We start from the raw sequence: 21,383 nt of genomic DNA, 5'->3' as shown, positions 1-21,383 counted from the left end.
GCCGAGCACAGAATTAATCAGATTTAGAGGATGCCCCATGAGCAACGTCGACCACGCTGAAATCGCCAAATTCGAAGCCCTGGCCCATCGCTGGTGGGACCGTGAAAGTGAATTCAAACCGTTGCACGACATCAATCCGTTGCGGGTCAACTGGATTGACGAGCGGGTAAAACTGGCCGGTAAAAAAGTCCTCGACGTCGGTTGTGGTGGCGGCATCCTCAGCGAAGCCATGGCCCAGCGCGGCGCAACGGTGATGGGTATCGACATGGGCGAAGCCCCGCTGGCCGTGGCTCAATTGCATCAACTGGAGTCTGGCGTCAGCGTCGAGTACCGGCAGATCACCGCCGAAGACCTGGCCGAAGAAATGCCGGAGCAGTTCGATGTGGTCACCTGCCTGGAAATGCTCGAACACGTGCCAGACCCCTCTTCGGTGATCCGCGCTTGCTTTCGCATGGTCAAACCCGGCGGCCAGGTGTTTTTCTCTACCATCAACCGTAATCCAAAGGCGTTCCTGTTCGCGATTGTTGGCGCCGAATACATCATGAAGCTGTTGCCGCGCGGCACCCACGACTTCAAAAAATTCATCCGCCCTTCCGAGCTCGGCGCCTGGAGCCGTTCGGCCGGCCTGACAGTCAAGGACATCATTGGCCTGACCTACAACCCACTGACCAAGCACTACAAGCTGGCCACGGACGTTGACGTCAACTACATGATCCAGACCCTGCGGGAGGAGTAAGCCCATGCGTATCAGAGCGGTTCTTTTCGACATGGACGGCACGCTGCTCGACACCGCACCGGACTTTATTGCCATCTGCCAGAGCATGCTCGCCGATCGCGGCCTGGCGCCGATTTCCGACAAGCATATCCGCGACGAGATCTCCGGCGGCGCGCGTGCCATGGTTGCCGTGACCTTTTCCATGGACCCGGAATCACCAGGCTTCGAGGAACTGCGCCTGGAGTTTCTGGAGCGCTACCTGAAGGACTGCGCGGTTCACAGCAAGCTTTTCGATGGAATGGCCGAACTGTTGGCAGACATCGAAAAAGCCAACCTGATCTGGGGTGTCGTCACCAATAAACCGCTGCGCTTTGCCGAACCGATCATGCAGCAACTGGGGTTGGCCAAGCGTTCGGCCCTGCTGATTTGCCCGGATCACGTCAAGAACAGCAAGCCTGATCCCGAGCCACTGATCCTCGCCTGTAAGATGCTAGACCTGGATCCGGCCAGCGTTCTGTTTGTTGGCGATGACCTGCGCGATATCGAGTCAGGCCGCGACGCCGGCACCAAAACTGCCGCGGTGACCTATGGCTATATTCATCCAGACGACAATCCGAGGCATTGGGGTGCCGATGTGGTGGTCGATCACCCGCTGGAGTTGCGCAAGATTCTCGATAATGCGTTGTGTGGCTGCTGAGGAGTGACGCGGAGCGTCACCGGCTGCATTCCCACGCAGAGCGTGAGAACGATCTAACTTTTGTTGAGGTTTTTTATGTTTGATTACTCCGCCCGCCCTGACTTGCTCAAAGACCGGGTCATCCTGGTCACTGGTGCCGGCCGCGGTATCGGTGCAGCCGCTGCGAAAACCTTTGCCGCGCATGGTGCGACCGTGCTGTTGCTGGGCAAGACCGAAGCCAATCTGACCCAGGTTTATGACGAAATCGAAGCAGCCGGTCACCCACAACCGGCCGTCATTCCGTTCAACCTGGAAACCGCGCTGCCGCATCAGTACGACGAACTGGCGGCGATGGTCGAAACCGAGTTCGGGCATCTCGATGGTTTGCTGCACAACGCCTCTATCATTGGCCCACGCACCCCGCTGGAGCAGCTGTCCGGCGAGAACTTCATGCGTGTGATGCACGTCAACGTCAACGCCATGTTCATGCTGACCAGCACCATGCTGCCGCTGCTCAAGCTATCCCAGGACGCATCAGTAGTGTTCACCTCGAGCAGTGTCGGACGCAAAGGTCGCGCCTACTGGGGCGCCTATGGGGTCTCGAAGTTTGCGACCGAAGGCCTGATGCAAACCCTGGCCGACGAACTGGACACGGTCGCGCCGGTACGCGCCAACAGCATCAACCCTGGAGCCACTCGCACCAGCATGCGGGCTCAGGCATACCCGGGCGAAAACCCGAGCAACAATCCAACGCCTGATGAAATTATGCCGGTCTATCTGTACTTGATGGGTCCGGACAGCAGCGGCATCAACGGTCAGGCTTTCGACGCTCAGTAACCCCCTACAAATCGCCGCGACAGAATACCGTCGCGGCGCCTGCAATAAGGTCATCATGTCCGCTACTGATGCCAAACAAATGTCACCGCGCCCCTGCATCCTGATACCTTTATCAACCAACCATCTGAATTTAAACGAATTTTATTTAGCTGAACCGAATGGCACGACTTTCGCTCTAACACGTCTCAGACACGCCGCGTGTTAGCGCAGCGGGCATTGCCTGAGCCGGGGCTTATAACGATCGGTAAAGCAGACTAGACTGTGGTCAATTGTCCTACGGGACTGATGGACCAGTATGACGCGCAGCCCGCAGCCGCTCTCACCCAGCCTGTAAGACAGCATTACGTGCTTAGGGGCTAACGCCGATGAAATCTCCTACCCAGACCAACGCAATTGACTTTGATAGCGCCAAATTGCAACGCCTGGGCTTTGGTCAGCAATCGCCCCTCCTGCATCGCCCCATCAGCCTTGCGCAATTGCGCCAGCAACTCGCCCTGCAGTTGCAAACCAGTCTTGAGCCCCAGCGCATCCTGGGATTGTTCTTCCGCGAAATTCAGCGACTCGTTCCGCTAGATGCCTTGCACTATCAGCATCAGGCCAACGATTTACGCCTGGAGTTCGGTGAACGTGGGCACCATTCCGTGAGCTACAGCCTCAGCCATGAAGGCGAGCACTTGGGCGAACTGGTGTTTCGACGCAATCAACGCTTTAGCGAACAGGAGCTGGGGAATCTGGAGTCCCTGCTATCCTCCCTGCTCTTTCCGATACGTAATGCCCTGCTATACCGGGCGGCCACCCGTAGCGCGCTGCGCGACCCACTGACGGACACCGGCAACCGCATCGCCATGGATCAGACGCTGCAGCGAGAAATTGATATGGCCCACCGACACCTGCAGCCGCTGTCGCTGCTGATGCTGGATATCGACCACTTCAAGAGCATCAACGACAACCACGGCCACAGTGCCGGCGACGAAGTCCTCAAGGCCGTAGCCGCTTCGATCAAGGGCCAACTGCGCAACATCGACATGGTGTTTCGCTATGGCGGTGAGGAGTTTTTGATCCTGCTCTCCAACACGAGCCGAGAGGCCGCTGCCATGGTCGGCGAGCGGCTGCGCCATGCGACGCAGGCTCAGGAATATAGGGCGGATGACACGCTTGTCGAACTGACAGTAAGCCTCGGCTGCTCTACCCTGTTACCCGGTGAGTCAGTCGAAAGCCTGTTGCGCCGAGCAGACAGCGCCTTGTATGTGGCGAAACGCGAAGGCCGCAATCGGCTGGCGATGGCGGGTTGAAGCTTCAGACGGTATCTACAGAGGACTGCGTACGCCCGATCAATCACGGCTGTACCCAATCGGCGTAGGAGCTGGCGCAGCCTGCGATCTTTTTGCGATTTTGAAAATCGTCGAAGATCAAGATCAAAAGATCGCAGGCTGCGCCAGCTCCTACAGGTCAACTCTCGACCAGCACCTTGCGCTCACGAGTTACCGGCGCCCTTTCCGACTGTTCCAGCTGCATGCACCGTTCCAGGAACAGGAACATGTAGTCGTAGCTCTTGCAAACGGCTTGGCGCAACTCGACTTGCAGCGATTTGCTTGGGTTCGTACCCGCCAGCGCGCAGATGATTTCCAGCGCTTCCCATGGATGAGCATCATCGTACTGGGCATGCATTTTCAACCATTTCATTGCGCGTTTGCGGTCTTCCTCCGAGAACGCCGCCGCATACATACCATTGGAGCAGACCAACGCTGACCACTCGCCGGTAGCGCCCTCGATTGCATAGTTGGTCGCGGCAATCGCCACGATCAGCGAATCAGCCGAACTGGTGTGCCAGCACCAATGGCTCAGGGCATGAAGCTCCGGGGCTACTTGTTGCGCCTGCAAATCTTCCAGGCTGACGCCGTGCGCACGACTCCAGTGCACCCAATAATCGGCGTGATTGAGTTCTACACGAATGTTACGCATCAGCCAGCGGCGCGCCATGTCTTCGCCGGGGTGACGTGCAAAGCGGGTTTTAGTCAGGTTTTGTGCCATGTACAACGCAAACTGCTCAACAACAGGCCAGCCACCGATCAGGTACTGACGCATGGTTTTTGCGCTGAGTTTGTTATCACGCATGCGCTGATACAGTTCGTGCTCGACCACACGGCGCTTGCTCTCGCTGCAATCCTGGATCAACTTCTGTGCCCAGGTGGGGTAACTTGCGGCTTCCATAAGCGGGCCGGTTCTGTTGAATGTGTCGATCACTGTCGAGCTCCTTTTGATTGTGATTGTACTGATCAGCAAGAGATTTCAACGGAATGTGCCGGGCGCCTTGAATAACAAAGGCTGTGGTCGCGCGGGTCGACACTGCAGGCTGTCACAGGTAAACAATTGCGGGCGTTCAATAATGTACCCCTGAGCGTAATCCACACCGATTTCCAGCAAGGCTTGCTCAATCTGAGGCGTCTCAACAAACTCGGCAATCGTGCGCTTACCCATGACATGACCGATGTGGTTGATCACTTCGACCATGGCGCGGTTAATCGGGTCGTCCAGCATATCCTTTACGAAACTTCCGTCGATCTTCAAGAAGTCTACAGGTAAATGTTTTAGATATGCGAACGAGGACATACCCGCACAAAAGTCATCCAGCGAGAAATGACACCCCAAGCCCTTGAGTTCATTAATAAATCTAATTGCACTCCCCAAATTGGAAATCGCACTGGTTTCTGTGATTTCAAAACAAATCATTTCAGGAGGGATGGCGTAGGAAATGAACTGCTCACGCAGGAAGTCCAGGAAGTCATCATCTCCGATAGTAATACCTGACAGATTTATCGCACACATGGCCATCGGCCCTTCTCGCCCCTGGGCAATACATTGAGCGATGATCTTGAATACGTTCTGCACCACCCAACGATCTAGTGATGTCATCAGTCCGTATCGTTCGGCGGCGGGAATAAAGCTGTTGGGCAGAATCATTCGCCCTGCTTCGTCATGCAATCGAAGTAATATTTCGATATGCCCACCCCCGCGCTCCGTCTGACCCAATGCAGCGATTTCCTGGGAATATAAACAGAAGCGGTTTTCCTCCAGTGCCATATGCAGTCGCTGCACCCACACCATCTCGCCAAAGCGCAGGGACAACTCCGAATCGTCGGCATGGTAGACCTGTACCCGATTACGCCCTTTCTCCTTCGCCATATAACAGGCCATGTCAGCAGCACGTAATGACGCTTCAAGGGTGGTGGGTACTTGGGAGACGTGCACCAGGCCGATACTGACGGTGGTCACAAAAGGCCGGCCCTTCCACACGAAATGGAGGTTCTGCACGGTCTGGCGCAACCCTTCGGCGATCTTCTCCGCGGCGTCCGGCGGGCAGTTTTCAAGCAGGATGCCAAACTCATCCCCACCCAACCGGGCCAGGGTATCGCCTTCGCGCAAGCCTGATTGCAACAAGGCACAGATATGCCGTAGTAGTTCGTCGCCCGCCGCATGGCCACACGTGTCATTAACTAACTTGAACTGATCGAGATCGAGAAACATGACCGCGTGCCGACCCGGCTGACGGGTCAGATTATGCAGGGCTTGCTCGAGGCGATATTCGAATTCGCGGCGATTGGCCAGGCCCGTCAGTGCATCGTGGGTCGCCTGCCATGACAGGTTAGCGATGTACTGCCGCTCCTGAGTCATGTCGTGCAGCACCAGCACCGTGCCACTGACTTTACCGGCGTTCTGGATCGGCGATCCGACCAAAGTGACCGACACCGTGCTGCCATCCAGGCGCTGAATCAGTTTGGAGTGCTCGCTGCCGCCACTGAGTTGACCGCTCAGAATGTGCTCGATCAGGGTAAAACCATCAGTCTGAGCGTTTTCATCCAAAAGATTGAATAACGCCGCCAATGGCAGACCGTTGGCCTGCTCGGCTTTCCAGTGCGTCAGCTCTTCAGCCGCCGGGTTCATATAGGCGATCGCGCCCTCGACATCCGTGGTGATGACGCCATCACCAATAGATTGCAGGGTGATTTGCGCTCGCTCTTTTTCCAGCTGTAAGGCATTGGCAAATGCATGACGTTGCTTCAGAAGCTTGTGGGTCCGCAGCAGCGCCAAGGCAATCAGTCCCAGAGCAGTAGCCAGGTTGGTAATCAGCAACAATCTCAAAATGACCCGCGACCCTTCGCCCAATGCATCGCTAAAGGCTTTGGCGGCAGGTGTCACGCTATCGTTGATGGCAAATATTTGGGCTTTCCAGCGTTGAATATCGCCACTCGTCGCCAGATTACTGGAAATGCCCTGGTGCATCTCCCGAGCGATCGTATCCAGTTGCACCAGGTAGCCATCGCCCACGGTCCACAGATCGATGGCTTTTTCCAGGTAACTGAAATGACGAAAGTTCAGGTACAACCAGATCAGGCTGGGGACGTCATCCGGATGGTTTCCTCCTTTGAGGATACTCAGACGCGCAGCCTCAAGATCCGGGGGCCGATGATCCAGAGCGATACGCAGCTCATGCCCACCTTGCGGTACGGCAATGGCATTCTGGTATTTGAGAAAAATGATTTCGTCGCGACTGTCGGCATACAGATTGAGGTAATAGATAGCGTCTTTTTGGCCCTTGGACCACAGACTTTCACCTGCAACATAGCCGCGCACCGCCGATAGAACGTACAGGCTGACGCCACCCAGCAATGCCTGAAATAACACAACGGCAATAAATGGCCAGACGATGCCCAACAACCGTGGCGTTCCGAGAGTCCGCTTTTGCTTCATGACGTCCCTTGCATAAGCACTGCCAGATGAACACTCGAGTGAGTTTTGCCCCTAACAGCACAGACTAGGCTAATTTTCGACAATTCGAACGTTTGGATCCCATGTTCAAAATCGATTGAGTTGCGACGCAAAAGATCAGCAGCGCAAAAGCAACATTTTCACCAATAAATTCAAGCACTAAGCACAGAAAATCGGACGATTTTCAAGGTCGCTGTACCTGCTGCAAATGACCGTAAAGCTTGGCATACAGACCGCCGTCGGCAATTAGCTGTTGATGGTCGCCATCTTCGGCAATCTGCCCGCCATCAAACACGAGTACCCGATCAGCCTGTTTTACCGCAGACAGGCGGTGAGCAATGATCAATGTTGTCCGACCGTTCAGAAAGCGCGCCAACGCCTGATGCAGGTTGTACTCGGTAGCAGCGTCCAGTGCCGAGGTAGCCTCGTCGAGTATCACCACCTTGGGTTCGGCCAGGACCATCCGCGCTATAGCCAGACGCTGTCGCTGACCACCAGAAAGGCGCACCCCGGAACGCCCGACAATACTTTCCAATCCTTGCGGCAAGGCTTTGATCGTGGCATCCAGCTGGGCAATTTCCAGCGCCTGCCAGCAGGCCTCATCACTGCGTAAACGCCCCATGGTCAGGTTGGCCCGCACCGTATCGTTGAACAGCGCCGGGTGCTGCAGCACGACTGCAACATGCTCGCGCACGGTTTCCAGGCCGATTTCCTGTTGGGTCGAACCGCCGAAACGGATACTGCCCGATTGCGGCGTGTAGAGCCCCAAAAGCAATTGCACCAGGGTACTTTTGCCACCGCCACTGGCACCGACGATCGCCACTTTTTCGCCGGGAGCGATGGACAGGTTCATCTGATTCAGGACCAACTCATCACCGTAACCGAAGCTCAAGCCACGAACCTCGATCCCCACCGTCTCACGGCCCTGAAAAGGGTTATCACCACCGGGGTATTGCGGCTCATCGGCGCGCGATAACAACTCATTGATCCGCGCCAACGCCCCACCCGCTGCGTAGTAGGCGTATTGCAAATTGAGCAACTGCTCGACCGGACCGATCATGAACCAGAGATAGCTGAACACCGCCAACATTTGGCCGATGGACAGATCAGAAAACAGCACGGTGAGCATGGCGGCCGCGCGAAAGATGTCGATACCAAACTGGAACAGCAAACCACTCGCCCGGCTGGAGGCGTCGGTCTTCCATTGCGAGTTCACCGCATAATCGCGAACTTCCTGCGCCCGCAGCCCCAAACGTCCGAGGAAAAAGCCCTGGCGGTTACCCGCACGGACTTCCTGAATAGCATCGAGGGTTTCGGTCAGCGCCTGGGTGAACCGTGAAGTGCTGTCGTTCTCCAGTTTTTTCAGGTGTTTGACTCGTTTGCCCAATTGCACCGTGGCGTAAATCACCAGCGGATTGAACAACAGAATCAACAACGCCAGTTTCCAGTGCATCCAGACCAGAATGCCCGCGGTCCCGACCAACGTCAGCATGGCCACCAGAAAACGACTGAGGGTTTCACCGACAAATTTATCGAGAGTGTCCAGGTCGGTCACCAGATGCGTGGTCACCGTACCGCTGCCCAGACTTTCGTATTCGCCGAGGGATATGCGCTTGAGTCGCTCGATCAGCCTGACGCGAATGCGGTAGACGATGTCTTTGGCCAAGCCTGCGAACAATCGCGCCTGCAGCACGTTGAACAGTAAAGCGCCGCAGCGCAGCGTCAGGGTGATCAGCAACATCAGACTGATGTAGCCGGCGGCGCTTTGCCAGCCTGTGGGTAGCGCGTGATTCATGACTTTCAGCGCGGCATCGCCATGCCCGAGCAGCACTTCGTCCACCAACAAAGGCAACAGCAAGGGGATCGGCACGCTGCACAGTGTCGCCAATACTGCTACGCCGTTAGCAATCCACAGGGCTTTTTTGTGACGTAACGCCAAACGACGAATTTCCGCCCAACTCAGCCGATCGATTCGCCTGGGTTGCTCCGCACCATCAAACTGATCATGCACAGGCGGCACGCTCCAGCCAACGACCGAGCAATGGAGACAGTTCGTTAAGCGGCTGGTAGCCATTGGTCAGCAGCGCCAATTGACCATCGCGCTCGGCGAGCAAGGTCGGGAAACCGGCGATCCCCAAGTCCTGCACCCAAGTGAAATCCGCGGCTGTGGCCGCGTGCTGCTCGGCGCGGTCGAAGGCGGCAGCAAACTCGATACGCGGCAAGCCCGCGGCCTCTGCCAGTTCCACCAACACACTGGCATGGGTGACGTCGCGACCTTCGGCATAGAAGGCGTGTTGAATCAGCTTGAGCAGTTTCCAGGCGCAATCCGGTGCCAGGCTGCGCGCGGTCACCACCGCCCGGCAGGCCGGTTCGGTGTCGTAGACAAAACCTTCGGGCAATGCGCCCTCGAGCTTGAACGGCTGGCCAGTGGCCTCGGTGACTGCCTGCCAATGCTCAAGGATGTAACGCCGCGTGGTCGGCTCCAGCGCCGCACCACTGCCAGTCCTCAACCCGCCGACCACCAGATGCAACTCAACACCTGCGGCGTGTGCCTGCTCTACCAGGGCCTCGGCTACCGGAGCGAAGCCCCAGCACCAGGAACACATCGGGTCCATAACATAGAGCAGGCGTGCGGACATGGTTCAAGCCTCGGAAGATGATTGCTTGTAGTTGTAACCGATCGGGTGCGGCATGTTGCGCGCCTTGGCCAGTTCGATCTGCTTCTGCCGATCGATAGCGCTGCGCCGGGTTTTCTCGCTCAGCTTATCCCAGCAATGGGGGCAACTGATGCCCGCCACATAGTGCTCGCAGGTGCGGTCTTCGACACTGATGGGTGTACGACAGGCATGACACTGATCGTAGTCGCCTTCACTCAGGTCGTGACGCACGGTGACCCGGTTGTCGAAGACGAAGCAGTCGCCGCGCCACTGGCTTTCTTCCTGCGGCACCTCTTCGAGGTACTTCAGAATGCCGCCCTTGAGGTGAAACACTTCATCGAAGCCCTGGCTGAGCATGAAGCTCGAAGCCTTCTCGCAGCGAATCCCGCCGGTGCAGAACATGGCGACTTTCTTGTGCTTGGCTGGATCAAAGTTAGCTTTGATGTAGTCGGGAAATTCGCGAAAACTGGTGGTTTTCGGATCGATGGCGCCTTCGAAGGTGCCGATAGAGACTTCATAGTCGTTGCGGGTATCGATCAACAGCACTTCCGGATCGCTGATCAGGGCGTTCCAGTTTTTCGGATCGACATAAGTACCGACCTGTTTGTTCGGGTCGACGCCGTCAACGCCGAGGGTGACGATCTCTTTCTTCAGTTTGACCTTGGTCCGATAGAACGGCTGATCTTCGCAGTACGACTCTTTGTGATCGATGTCGTCCATGCGCGGATCGTTCTTCAACCAGGCCATCAGCCCGTCGATGCCTTCACGGCTACCGGAAACGGTGCCGTTGATGCCTTCTTCAGCGATCAGCAAGGTGCCTTTGATGCCGTTATCGACCATCGCCTGCAGCAGGGGTTCGCGCAGGGCGACGTAATCTTCAAGGGTGACGAACTTATACAGTGCCGCCACGACAATGTTTTGTGCCATGGGTAATCTCCAGGTGGCTACCCTCGTAAAGGGTGAACCGGATGCAAAAAAAACGCGCCGACTAAGCGGCGCGTTGCGGATTCTAGCAAAAAGCCGAAGCTAGTGCTTGCTCCCGCCAGCGCAGGTCGGCGATGCCGGAGCTGCGCCGATCTTCGCCCATTCTTCAGGCGTGTAGGTATGCAGCGCCAACGCATGGAACTCACTCATCAGGTCGCCGAGAGTGGCGTAAACCTTCTGGTGACGCTTGACGCTGTTAAGCCCGGCAAACTGTTCACTGACCAGCACCGCCTTGAAGTGGGTTTGCAGCCCACGACTGTGCATATGGCTTTCATCCAGTACTTGCAGATGCTCGGGCTGTAATGCGCTCAGCGCCGATTCGATACGTTGTTGCATGGTCATTCCTGACTCCGCTTAAGGCTTTTTCTTGGCCGGTGCTGCTGCAGCTTTTGGCTCAAGCTCGGCGGTCATGTCGGCCAGCAGCTTGTTGACTACAGGTACTGCACTTTCCAGCTTGGCCTGAGTCATTTGGGCCGATTGCTGAGTCAGCTGCGGCATTTTTTCCAGAACTTTCTTGCCCAGCGGCGACTGGTAGAACGCTACCAGGTCCTTGAGTTCGGATTCGCTGAAGTTGCTGGTGTAGAGCTTGACCATGTCTGGCTTGAGCTTATTCCAGCCAATAGCCTGGTCCAGAGCGGCGTTAGCCTTGGCTTGGTAGGTTTCCAGCAGGGCTCTTTTCGACTCAGGGGCTTTGGTTTGTTCAAAGCGCTGGGCGAACATTTGCTGCACTTGCATGTACACCGGGGTGCCGAGCTTGTCGGCGTGTGCCAGAGTCAGGAAGGCTTCGGCACTGGCGTTGTGGCTGGCAGTATCGGCAAAAACCTGGCCGCTGGCGCAAACCAGAACAACCGCGGTACAGATGGCACGAAGACGAGTCATCAAGTTTCCTTTTCTAGCTGGCGAGGTAAAACCCCAAGGGGCACCATTCTGCACCTAAAAAACTCTGTCACTCAACCCCAAGCCCTGCCACGCCTGATTTGCAAGGGTCGAACGGTCAAAAAAAACGACTGATGGAACCCTAGTGGCAGATCACGGCCTAAACTGCGCAATGAAACCAACAGGAGTGTGACCGATGAGCCGTATCGAAACCGACAGCCTTGGCCAGGTTGAAGTCCCTGATGAAGCCTACTGGGGCGCTCAGACGCAACGCTCGCTGATCAACTTTGCTATTGGCAACGAACGGATGCCAATTGCGGTGCTGCACGCACTGGCCCTGATCAAGAAAGCCGCTGCACGGGTCAATGACCGCAACGGCGACCTGCCCGCCGACATCGCCCGCCTGATCGAACAGGCCGCCGACGAAGTGCTCGATGGCGAGCACGATGCCCAGTTCCCGCTGGTGGTCTGGCAGACCGGCAGTGGCACCCAGAGCAACATGAACGTCAACGAAGTGATCGCCGGACGCGCCAACGAACTGGCCGGCAATCCTCGCGGCGGTAAGACACCGGTGCACCCCAACGATCACGTAAACCGCTCACAGAGCTCCAACGACTGCTTCCCCACCGCCATGCACATTGCCGCCGCCCAAGCGGTGCAGCACCATCTGCTGCCCGCAATCAACGAATTGTCCGATGGTTTGGCGGAGCTGTCTGCGCGGTACATTAAGCTGGTCAAGACCGGCCGTACGCACATGATGGACGCGACACCGATCACGTTTGGCCAGGAACTCTCAGCGTATGTAGCGCAACTCGACTATGCCGAGCGGGCGATTAGAAGCGCCTTGCCCGCCGTCTGCGAACTCGCCCAGGGCGGCACCGCCGTGGGTACAGGGCTTAACTCGCCTCACGGTTTTGGCGAAGCGATTGCCGCCGAACTGGCTGCTCTCTCCGGCCTGCCGTTTGTCACCGCGCCGAATAAGTTCGCGGCGCTGGCCGGCCATGAGCCGCTGACTACGTTGTCCGGCGCATTGAAAACCCTTGCCGTGACCCTGATGAAAATCGCCAATGACCTGCGCTTGCTGGGCTCTGGCCCAAGAGCCGGTTTTGCAGAAGTGAAGCTGCCCGCCAACGAACCCGGTAGCTCGATCATGCCCGGCAAGGTTAATCCGACCCAGTGCGAAGCACTGTCGATGCTCGCCTGCCAAGTGCTGGGCAACGACGTGGCGATTGGCTTCGCCGCCAGCCAGGGTCACTTGCAACTGAACGTGTTCAAACCGGTGATCATCCATAACCTGCTGCAATCGATCCGCCTGTTGGGCGATGGCTGCAGCAATTTCCAGCAGCATTGCATCGCCGGGCTGGAACCTGATCCAGTGCAAATGGCGGCCCATCTGGAGCGTGGGTTGATGTTGGTGACGGCATTGAATCCGCATATCGGCTACGACAAGTCGGCCGAAATCGCCAAGAAAGCCTATGGCGAAAACCTGACCCTGCGCGAAGCAGCGTTGCAACTGGGTTATCTGACAGATGCAGAGTTCGATGCCTGGGTCAGACCGGAGAATATGCTGGAGGCGGGTAAGCAGGGGTGAGTGAGGTGAGATTTGTGGCGAGTGGGATCCTGTGGGAGCGGGCTTGCCCGCGAAACGAACACTGCGGTTTTTCAGACATTGCGCGTCATCGTTCTTCGCGGGCAAGCCCGCTCCCACAGGTTCTGCGCCAACCTTGTGGAAATGGGGTTGCCCTTTCAGCGTTCTCAAACCCGTGAAGCAAACAACGCCTGATGTTGACGGCACTGCTCGGCACTGAGCATGAACACGCCATGGCCGCCGCGTTCGAAGTCCAGCCAGGCGAAATCCACTTCCGGGTACAACGCCTCGACGTGCACCTGGCTGTTGCCGACTTCGACAATCAGCAAACCTTTTTCGGTCAGGTGATCCGCCGCCTCGCTGAGCATGCGTCGCACCAGGTTCAAGCCGTCCTCACCGCACGCCAGGCCCAGCTCTGGCTCATGCTGATATTCATCCGGCATGTCGGCGAAATCTTCAGCATCTACATACGGCGGGTTGGAAACGATCAAGTCGAAGCGCTGGCCCGGCAGACCATCGAAACCATCACCCTGAACGGTGTACACCCGCTCGTCGACACCGTGGCGCTCGATGTTCTGATTGGCGACTTCCAGCGCTTCAAACGACAGGTCGGCCAGCACCACTTCAGCATTCTGGAATTCATAAGCGCAGGCGATGCCAATACAGCCAGAGCCAGTGCACAGGTCAAGAATGCGTGCAGGCTCGGTACCCAACCACGGTTCGAAACGTTTTTCGATCAGCTCGCCGATCGGTGAACGCGGGATCAACACACGCTCGTCGACGATGAACGACATACCGCAAAACCATGCTTCACCCAGCAGGTAAGCCGTCGGGATTCGCTCCTCGATACGGCGCTTGAGCAGACGCTGCAGATTGACCAGTTCGTCTTCTTCCAGGCGGCAATCAAGATAGCTGTCGGCGATTTCCCAAGGCAGATGCAACGCGCCAAGCACCAACTGACGGGCTTCGTCCCAAGCGTTGTCAGTCCCATGGCCGAAAAACAAGTCTTCCCCATGAAAACGGCTGACGGCCCAGCGGATGTGGTCGCGCAGAGTGCGCAGGCGGGAAGTGATCACGGGGGCAAACTCCTAAAAAAACGACTGGCGATTCTAACAGCCAAAACGCGGTCCGACGACGCATGAAAAACACTAGCCCAATGTAGGAACCATCTGTTTTTTATCCTTTTGGTTGAACGCAAGCCCCCCTCTTGACAGGGCTGTAGGCCAGCAACCATATAGCCTACGTTGGTAGCGATTCACAGAAACGCTCAGCCAGAGGACAATGTCGCAAAAGCCCTACCCAAAGGAGCCCCAGAATGTCCGTTCCAAAGACGATGTTTCAACTCAGCGGTCGTGGTTATGCACCGGCCAATTTGAACCATGCCAGCCTGGTCATCATCGACGCCCAGAAAGAGTACCTCAGCGGCCCATTAGCCCTGACCGGCATGGGTGCTGCCGTCGAAAACATCAAGCAACTGGTCGCCGCAGCCCGCGCTGCCGGCCGGCCGATCGTGCATGTGCGTCACCTCGGCACCGTGGGTGGCATGTTCGATCCTCAGGGTGAGCGCGGTGAATTCATTCCAGGGCTGGAACCTCAAGGTGACGAGACGATCGTCGGCAAGCTGCTGCCGAGTGCCTTTCATGGCACTGAACTGGAAAAGCGCTTGCAGGACCTCGGTTCACTGGACCTGATCGTCTGCGGTTTCATGAGCCATTCCAGTGTCAGTACCACCGTACGCGCGGCCAAGAACCTCGGCTTTCGCTGTACCTTGGTGGAAGATGCCTGTGCGACCCGCGATCTGCCTTACAAAGGCGGCATCCTCAGCGCAGAACATGTGCAGCAGACTGAAATGGCCATCATGGCGGACAACTTCGCGACCCTCGCGATGACCAAAGATCTGATCTGATCGACTTTCGGGCAGCGGCTATCCGGCCGCTCATCCGCAAAACCCTCCCATTTGCGGAACAACCCGGACATCTCCCGGTCGAAGGGCCGATACCCATTGAGGAAGGTCGGAATGAAGATATCCGGTGGATTTGACGCTCGCCGCTTGCGCCCCAAGGGCCCAAGTAACTGGCGTTATCGCCTGGGCGCAGCCTTTTCGGCAGTGCTGGCGATGTTCGGTGTGTTGCTGGCATTGGCCGGCGCCGCCAGCTTGTTGGGCCACCCACCCGCGCTCGGCGAACTGAATGCCAGCCCGACCGGCTCGGCAGTGATTCTAGTGATTGGTCTGTTGCTGCTGTACGTCGGGATCTCGTTATGGCGTCGCAGCCGTCGCCGTCGGCGTCAGTCCCACGGGTTGAACATTGCGCCGCACCTGATGAAAAAAAATGACTGAGTGCAGGGCTGTGGTGTTTTGTCATGCCTGATCGGTCTCGACTTGGGTAAACTAGCCGCCCTTCGCGGAGGCTGACATGCAAGACGACGATTTTTCCCTGTTCAAAAGCGAGATCCGCGGCGTCAAGCCGATCAAACATGATCGCGCCGAGACGGGCAAACCCAAAGCCGACCGTGCGCAAATCGCCAAGCTGCGCCAGGCTGCTACCGTGCGCACCGATGCGACCACCGTTGACGGCTTGTCCGATCAATTCGTCATCGATGTCGGTCCGGAAGACGAGTTGATGTGGGCCCGTGACGGTGTTCAGGAAAGCCAGATGCGCAAGCTGAAGGTGGGCCAGATTCCTTTTGAAGGTAGCCTCGACCTGCACGGCATGAGCGTGGAAAAAGCCCGGGAAACCCTCTGGGCCTTTCTCGCTGAAGCGACCAAATTCGAAATCCGCTGCGTACGCGTCACCCACGGCAAGGCAGTGCGGCTGGACGGCAAGCGACCTATGATCAAGAGCCACGTCAACACCTGGTTGCGCCAGCATTCACAAGTGCTCGGTTTCACCTCGTGCCAGCCGAAACACGGCGGGGCCGGAGCGGTTTACGTGATGCTCAAACGCACTATGATGGAAGGTCGAGACGAGTAAAGCCGTTTCGCCAAGCTTGCAGCGCCGTGTCCGCCACCGTACCCTTGTTCTTTGCGTAAAATCCCACAGGTAGTTTCATGTCCCTGGAACAGAATTACACCGCGATTCTTGGCCAGCTTGGCGAAGACGTCTCCCGCGAAGGCCTGCTCGACACGCCAAAACGTGCCGCCAAGGCCATGCAGTACCTTTGCCGCGGTTATGAACAAACGCTTGAAGAAGTCACCAACGGTGCCTTGTTCAGCTCCGACAACAGCGAAATGGTGTTGGTCAAGGACATCGAGCTCTACTCGCTGTGCGAACACCACCTGCTACCGTTCATCGGCAAGGCACATGTCGCGTATATCCCTAACGGCAAGGTGCTTGGCCTGTCGAAAGTCGCGCGGATCGTCGATATGTACGCCCGCCGTCTGCAGATCCAGGAAAACCTCAGCCGGCAGATCGCCGAGGCGGTCCAGGAAGTGACCGGCGCTCTAGGCGTTGCGGTGGTCATCGAGGCCAAACACATGTGCATGATGATGCGCGGTGTGGAGAAACAGAATTCGTCGATGATTACGTCGGTGATGCTTGGTGAGTTCCGCGAAAACGCGGCGACCCGCAGCGAGTTTCTCAGCCTGATCAAGTAAGACGGTATCTGAAGAAAACCGGCGTTTATCGCCGGTTTTTTTTCGTCCTGCAAAAATCAGGTAAGCTGCCGCCCCTTCTTCTCGCCTATGAGGCTTTTGCCGTGTTGATTAAAGCGCTTCGAGTCGGCCTGGGCCAACTCATCATCTTCATCGACTTCATCACCCGCCCGCGCAAGCAGCAACGCCCTGGCGCCGCTCAGGCTCAGGTCGAGCAGGCAGCCAAGGGCCTGACCCTGTATCAGTTCCACGCCTGCCCGTTCTGCGTGAAGACCCGTCGTACCCTGCGTCGCCTGAATGTACCGGTGGCCCTGCGTGATGCGAAAAACAACGAGCAGGATCGCCAGACCCTGCTGGAACAAGGTGGCAAGATCAAAGTGCCGTGCCTGCGCATTGAAGAAAACGGCCAGACCACCTGGATGTATGAGTCCAAGGTGATCATTGATTATCTGGACAAGCGGTTTGCGGCAGTCTGAGCAACTTGTATAGCGCTCTCTGACGCCATCGCGAGCAAGCTCGCTCCTACAGGGATCGTGTTTTTTGTAGGAGCCGAGCTTGCTCGCGATGAGGCCGGCACAGGCAACACAGACCCCAGACAAAAATAAACCGGCTCATTGGCCGGTTTAATTGTTTTTGCGGTCAGCTCAATCGAGCATCCCGATGTGCTTTGGATGACTGGCCACACGCTGCAACCAAGCCTGAATCCCCGGATAACGACTCAGGTCAAAGCCACCCTCATGGGCGACGTGGGTGTAGGCATACAACGCGATATCAGCGATCGAATATTGCTCGCCCACCAGATACGGCGTGCGGCTGAGCTGATGTTCCATTACGTCCAACGCTTTGTAACCGCGCGTTTGCAGCTTTTCATACTCGTGGCGACGGTCTTCCGGTAGGCCCAGATAGAGCTGGATAAACCGCGCTACCGCAATATATGGCTCGTGGCTGTACTGCTCGAAGAACTGCCATTGCAGGACTTGAGTGCGCAACCGCGGTTCGCTCGGCAGGAACTCACTACCGTCGGCCAGAAAGTTCAGGATCGCGTTCGACTCCCACAAGCAAGTGCCATCCTCCAACTCCAGCACCGGAATCTTGCCGTTGGGATTTTTCTCCAGAAACTCGGCGGTCTGGGTGTCGCCCTTCAAAATGTCCACTGCCTGCCACTGGTACTCAAGGCCCAGTAGATTGAGCATCAGCTTGATCTTGTAGCAGTTGCCCGAACGGTAATCGCCATAAACGGTGTACATAGCCCCTCCCCTTAAGCTGCCTGCGCAGCCTGTGCTTGACGTACGACGGCGGCCAGCCGCTTGAGACCTTCGCCTAGACGCGCTGGATCGATGTGACTGAAGTTCAACCGCAAGTGACCTGGATTGCGATCCGGGTCGGCAAAGAACGGTTCACCCGGCATGAACGCCACGTCCTGCGCAAGCGCCGGCTTGAGCAAGGTGCGGGTGTCCAGCGGCTGTTTCAAGGTCAACCAGAAAAACAACCCGCCTTGGGGCACCTGCCAATCGGCCAGATCGGCGAAGTGTTCTTCAAGCGCCGCCTGAAAGGCATCCCGGCGCACACGGTAAAAGCCGCGCAGTTCGGCCAGATGGTTGCGAAATTTTTCGGTGCCGATCCATTGCATCGCCTGCCACTGACCGACGCGATTGGTGTGCAGGTCGGCCGACTGTTTCAGCCGCAGGAGGTGCGGGAACAGATCCGGGCTGGCGATCAGATAACCAACCCGTAGACCGGGGAGCAAGGTCTTGGACACCGTGCCGGTGTAGATCCAGTTGGCCTTCTTCAAACGACTGACGATTGGCGTCGCGCTGCCGCCATCGAAGGTCAACTCGCGATATGGCTCGTCTTCGATGAGGGTCACGCCGAACTCGTCCAGCAATGCCGCTACAGCATCACGCTTGGCCTCGCTGTAGCGCACCGCTGAGGGGTTCTGAAAGGTCGGGATCAGGTAAATGAACGCTGGGTGGTGTTTTTCCAGGCGGGCGCGCAGCTCCGGCAGATTCGGGCCGTCGACTTCCAGCGGGACCGTAATGCAGTCCGCACCGAACAACTGAAAAATTTGCAGTGCCGCCAGATAGGTCGGCGCTTCGAGCATGATCTCGGTGCCTTTGTCGATGTACAGCTTGGCGGCCAGATCGAGGGTCTGCTGGGATCCGCTGACCACTAATACCTGGCTGGCTTCGCACGGCACACCCAAGGCCCGAGCCTCGGCGGCGAGTGCCTCTCGCAGTGCTGGCTCGCCTTCGCTCATGCCGTATTGGCCCATGGACACTGGCATGCCGGTCCATTCGATGTTGGGCAGCATCGCTTCGGCCGGCAGGCCGCCGGCAAACGACATCACTTCCGGACGCTGGGCTGCGGCGAGGATTTCACGAATCAAAGAACTTTTAAGGCGCGAGACACGTTCGGAAAAAGCCATGGTGGTCACCGGTAGCAAAGGCCAGGGAAAGTAAGTCAAACTGCTTGACCGAAATTACGATGACTCATGCAGATACGTCAATATGCTTGACCTTAAAAATCAAATGACTCAACAAGCCGCAATGGAAGCCTTTTTCTTCGGTTACCAGGCGTTCACCGCCAAGGCCGACGAAATGCTCGCCCGGCGCGGCTTGAGCCGGGTGCATCAACGCATCGTGTTTTTTATCGCCCGCTACCCCAGCCTCAGCGTGAAAGAACTGCTGACGGTGCTCGGGGTGAGCAAGCAGGCGTTGAACATTCCGCTGCGTCAGTTGGTGGAAATGCATTTGGTGAACAGCGTTACGCCGCAGACAGACAAGCGTAAGCGTCTGCTGGAACTGACCGCTGAGGGCGCGCGCTTCGAACAGTCGCTGCGGCGTGAACAGGTGAAGCTGCTGCAACGGGTATTTGCCGAAGCCGGCGAAACTGCGGTGAATGGCTGGCTGGCGGTGAATCAGGCGCTGGGGGAAGTCAGCAAATCTGACAAGCCTGAGCGCTGACTGTGGCGAGGGAGCTTGCTCCCGCTGGGTGGCGAAGCCGCCCCAAAACCGATGCCTCCTTTCCAACTGAAAGAACGCGCCAGCCGATTTACGACTGCTTCGCACCCAAGCGGGAGCAAGCTCCCTCGCCACAAAAAGCAATTTCTACCCGCCCCTCCCTCCCTATATACCTTTCCTTTCATCCTTTTCGCACACAATATCAAAAACATTATTTGCTTTTTTTGTATACAAAAGCATAATTCGCTTCGTGCGAGTTCCTGACCTTTTGGTCAACAAAAGCCCGCAAGCCTTACATGCCTCAAAGAGCCGCTGCCCACTCACACGTGTCCGGTTCTGGAAAAAACAATAAAACTCTTGAGGAGTACTCGCTGTGGAAAGCCGCAAATCCGAAGCCCCTACGCTGGACCTTTCACCGCCGTTGAACAACGGCTGGCTGGAACGTCTCTTCAAACTCAGTTTGCACGGCACCACGGTGAAGACCGAACTGATCGCCGGTCTGACAACCTTCATCACCATGGCCTACATCATCTTCGTTAACCCGAACATCATGGCTGACGCCGGGATCGACCACGGCGCGGCCTTCGTCGCCACCTGCATCGCCGCTGCGCTGGGTTGCCTGCTGATGGGCCTGTACGCCAACTGGCCGGTTGGCCTGGCGCCGGGCATGGGCTTGAACGCCTTCTTCACCTACACCGTGGTCGGCACCATGGGCTACAACTGGGAAACCGCGCTGGGCGCAGTGTTTATTTCCGGTGTGCTGTTCATGATCCTGACCTTATCGCGAGTACGTGAGTGGCTGCTCAACAGTATTCCGGTGAGTTTGCGTTACGCGATGGGCGCAGGAGTGGGATTGTTTTTGGGCATCATCGGTCTGAAAACCTCAGGGATCATCGTCGATAGCCCAGCCACCCTGATCAAACTTGGCTCCCTGCGCGAGCCTGGCCCGCTGCTGGCGGCCGTCTGCTTCCTGATGATTGCCGTTCTCAGCTATCACCGGGTATTCGGTGCGATCCTGATCAGTATCATCGCCGTGACCGCTGCAGGCTGGGGGCTGGGTTTGGTGCAGTACAACGGAATCTTCTCCACCCCGCCTAGCCTGGCGCCGACCTGGATGGCCATGGACATCGCCGGCGTGTTCAACGTCAGCATGATCAGCGTGGTGCTGGCATTCCTCTTTGTGCACATGTTCGACACCGCCGGCACCCTGATGGGCGTCGCGCAACGGGCGGGTCTGGTGAACGCTGACGGCAAGATCGAAAACCTTTCCCGCGCACTGAAAGCCGACAGCGCCTCCAGCGTATTCGGCGCCATGGTCGGTGTACCGCCCGTCACCAGCTACGTAGAAAGTGCCGCCGGGGTAGCCGCAGGCGGCCGCACCGGTCTGACGGCGGTCACCGTTGGTGTGCTGTTCATCGCCGCGATGTTTTTTGCGCCGCTGGCTGGCATGATCCCCGCTTATGCAACCGCAGGCGCGCTGATTTATGTAGCGATGCTGATGATGGGCGGCATGGAGCACATCAAGTGGAGCGAAGCCACTGACAGCATTCCGGCGATTGTCACCATGATCATGATGCCGCTGACCTTCTCGGTCGCCGACGGCATCGCACTGGGCTTCATCAGCTATGTGGTGCTGAAGGCGGGTACGGGTAAACACAAAGAAATTTCTGTCAGCCTGTGGGTGCTGTGCGCGATCTTTATCGCCAAGTTTATTTTCTTGTAAGCAAAACA

At 57.3% G+C, this 21,383-nt stretch carries 22 protein-coding genes; 12 read left to right on the top strand and 10 right to left on the bottom strand.

All coding sequences use genetic code 11. The annotated features are described in order from the left end of the window. Positions 1-37 precede the first annotated feature (37 nt). The 4 genes from ubiG (at position 38) to ACN1C3_RS27785 (ending at position 3,520) form a co-directional block, all read left to right on the top strand. Positions 38-736 carry a bifunctional 2-polyprenyl-6-hydroxyphenol methylase/3-demethylubiquinol 3-O-methyltransferase UbiG gene (ubiG, locus tag ACN1C3_RS27800; RefSeq protein ID WP_419118933.1) on the top strand — a complete coding sequence of 233 codons (699 nt, stop codon included), beginning with the start codon at positions 38-40 and terminating at the stop codon, positions 734-736. A gap of 4 nt (positions 737-740) precedes the next feature. After that, entirely contained in the window at positions 741-1,412 is a 672-nt protein-coding gene (mupP, locus tag ACN1C3_RS27795) for an N-acetylmuramic acid 6-phosphate phosphatase MupP (RefSeq protein WP_419118932.1), read from the top strand. Between the two features lie 75 nt (positions 1,413-1,487). Then, positions 1,488-2,228, top strand: a complete 741-nt coding sequence (locus ACN1C3_RS27790) for a YciK family oxidoreductase (protein WP_419118931.1) — start codon at positions 1,488-1,490, stop codon at positions 2,226-2,228. A gap of 365 nt (positions 2,229-2,593) precedes the next feature. Next, the gene (locus tag ACN1C3_RS27785; protein ID WP_419118930.1) at positions 2,594-3,520 is read left to right on the top strand and encodes a GGDEF domain-containing protein; all 927 of its coding nucleotides are present in this window, start codon (positions 2,594-2,596) and stop codon (positions 3,518-3,520) included. Between the two features lie 157 nt (positions 3,521-3,677). Here the strand turns inward: ACN1C3_RS27785 and ACN1C3_RS27780 are convergent, their stop codons facing one another. From ACN1C3_RS27780 to ACN1C3_RS27750, 7 genes are all read right to left on the bottom strand, one after another. Then, complete coding sequence (locus tag ACN1C3_RS27780; protein ID WP_419118963.1) at positions 3,678-4,439, bottom strand: TenA family transcriptional regulator; 762 nt, start codon at positions 4,437-4,439, stop codon at positions 3,678-3,680. Between the two features lie 78 nt (positions 4,440-4,517). After that, on the bottom strand, positions 4,518-6,977 hold the full coding sequence (locus ACN1C3_RS27775) for an EAL domain-containing protein (protein WP_419118929.1): 2,460 nt from the start codon (positions 6,975-6,977) through the stop codon (positions 4,518-4,520). Between the two features lie 202 nt (positions 6,978-7,179). Next, complete coding sequence (locus ACN1C3_RS27770; RefSeq protein WP_419118928.1) at positions 7,180-9,006, bottom strand: ABC transporter ATP-binding protein; 1,827 nt, start codon at positions 9,004-9,006, stop codon at positions 7,180-7,182. After that, positions 8,999-9,601, bottom strand: coding sequence for a DsbA family protein (locus tag ACN1C3_RS27765; protein ID WP_419118962.1), 603 nt, complete (start codon positions 9,599-9,601; stop codon positions 8,999-9,001). Before ACN1C3_RS27765 ends, ACN1C3_RS27770 begins: the two co-directional genes overlap by 8 nt. 36 nt (positions 9,602-9,637) lie before the next feature. Continuing rightward, the gene (locus tag ACN1C3_RS27760) at positions 9,638-10,579 is read right to left on the bottom strand and encodes a rhodanese-related sulfurtransferase (RefSeq protein ID WP_419118927.1); all 942 of its coding nucleotides are present in this window, start codon (positions 10,577-10,579) and stop codon (positions 9,638-9,640) included. Between the two features lie 99 nt (positions 10,580-10,678). Further along, positions 10,679-10,978: a BolA family protein gene (locus ACN1C3_RS27755; RefSeq protein ID WP_419118926.1), complete on the bottom strand. Its 300-nt coding sequence runs from the start codon at positions 10,976-10,978 to the stop codon at positions 10,679-10,681. Positions 10,979-10,990: 12 nt separating this feature from the next. Continuing rightward, the gene (locus ACN1C3_RS27750; protein WP_419118925.1) at positions 10,991-11,515 is read right to left on the bottom strand and encodes a DUF2059 domain-containing protein; all 525 of its coding nucleotides are present in this window, start codon (positions 11,513-11,515) and stop codon (positions 10,991-10,993) included. Between the two features lie 193 nt (positions 11,516-11,708). Here ACN1C3_RS27750 and ACN1C3_RS27745 point away from each other — a divergent pair, with 193 nt between their 5' ends. Then, positions 11,709-13,103, top strand: a complete 1,395-nt coding sequence (locus ACN1C3_RS27745) for a class II fumarate hydratase (RefSeq protein WP_419118924.1) — start codon at positions 11,709-11,711, stop codon at positions 13,101-13,103. A 164-nt stretch (positions 13,104-13,267) separates the two neighbouring features. Here the strand turns inward: ACN1C3_RS27745 and prmB are convergent, their stop codons facing one another. After that, complete coding sequence (prmB, locus tag ACN1C3_RS27740) at positions 13,268-14,176, bottom strand: 50S ribosomal protein L3 N(5)-glutamine methyltransferase (protein ID WP_419118923.1); 909 nt, start codon at positions 14,174-14,176, stop codon at positions 13,268-13,270. A gap of 239 nt (positions 14,177-14,415) precedes the next feature. Here prmB and ACN1C3_RS27735 point away from each other — a divergent pair, with 239 nt between their 5' ends. From ACN1C3_RS27735 to ACN1C3_RS27715, 5 genes are all read left to right on the top strand, one after another. After that, positions 14,416-15,006 carry a cysteine hydrolase family protein gene (locus ACN1C3_RS27735; protein ID WP_419118922.1) on the top strand — a complete coding sequence of 197 codons (591 nt, stop codon included), beginning with the start codon at positions 14,416-14,418 and terminating at the stop codon, positions 15,004-15,006. Between the two features lie 111 nt (positions 15,007-15,117). Continuing rightward, positions 15,118-15,438, top strand: a complete 321-nt coding sequence (locus ACN1C3_RS27730) for a hypothetical protein (RefSeq protein ID WP_419118921.1) — start codon at positions 15,118-15,120, stop codon at positions 15,436-15,438. Positions 15,439-15,514: 76 nt separating this feature from the next. After that, positions 15,515-16,072: a Smr/MutS family protein gene (locus ACN1C3_RS27725; RefSeq protein ID WP_419118920.1), complete on the top strand. Its 558-nt coding sequence runs from the start codon at positions 15,515-15,517 to the stop codon at positions 16,070-16,072. A 77-nt stretch (positions 16,073-16,149) separates the two neighbouring features. Further along, positions 16,150-16,695, top strand: coding sequence for a GTP cyclohydrolase I FolE (folE, locus tag ACN1C3_RS27720; protein WP_419118919.1), 546 nt, complete (start codon positions 16,150-16,152; stop codon positions 16,693-16,695). A 101-nt stretch (positions 16,696-16,796) separates the two neighbouring features. After that, positions 16,797-17,168 carry a glutathione S-transferase N-terminal domain-containing protein gene (locus tag ACN1C3_RS27715; RefSeq protein ID WP_419118918.1) on the top strand — a complete coding sequence of 124 codons (372 nt, stop codon included), beginning with the start codon at positions 16,797-16,799 and terminating at the stop codon, positions 17,166-17,168. Positions 17,169-17,336: 168 nt separating this feature from the next. Here the strand turns inward: ACN1C3_RS27715 and ACN1C3_RS27710 are convergent, their stop codons facing one another. Together ACN1C3_RS27710 and ACN1C3_RS27705 are read right to left on the bottom strand one after the other, a co-directional pair. Next, positions 17,337-17,939, bottom strand: a complete 603-nt coding sequence (locus tag ACN1C3_RS27710) for a glutathione S-transferase family protein (RefSeq protein ID WP_419118917.1) — start codon at positions 17,937-17,939, stop codon at positions 17,337-17,339. Positions 17,940-17,950: 11 nt separating this feature from the next. Then, positions 17,951-19,117, bottom strand: coding sequence for a PLP-dependent aminotransferase family protein (locus ACN1C3_RS27705; protein ID WP_419118916.1), 1,167 nt, complete (start codon positions 19,115-19,117; stop codon positions 17,951-17,953). A gap of 82 nt (positions 19,118-19,199) precedes the next feature. Between ACN1C3_RS27705 and ACN1C3_RS27700 the strand changes: the two genes are divergently transcribed. Both ACN1C3_RS27700 and ACN1C3_RS27695 read left to right on the top strand, forming a co-directional pair. Continuing rightward, positions 19,200-19,655 (top strand): MarR family winged helix-turn-helix transcriptional regulator, encoded by a 456-nt coding sequence (locus tag ACN1C3_RS27700; RefSeq protein WP_419118915.1) that lies wholly within the window; start codon positions 19,200-19,202, stop codon positions 19,653-19,655. 370 nt (positions 19,656-20,025) lie between these two features. Next, on the top strand, positions 20,026-21,375 hold the full coding sequence (locus ACN1C3_RS27695; RefSeq protein WP_419118914.1) for an NCS2 family permease: 1,350 nt from the start codon (positions 20,026-20,028) through the stop codon (positions 21,373-21,375). Positions 21,376-21,383: the final 8 nt, after the last annotated feature.

Origin of the sequence: Pseudomonas sp. H11T01 (assembly GCF_048515765.1) — a bacterium.
Classification (GTDB): Bacteria; Pseudomonadota; Gammaproteobacteria; order Pseudomonadales; family Pseudomonadaceae; genus Aquipseudomonas.
The sequence above is the reverse complement of the archived record's forward strand: the minus strand, read 5'-3'. Positions and strand labels throughout refer to the sequence as shown.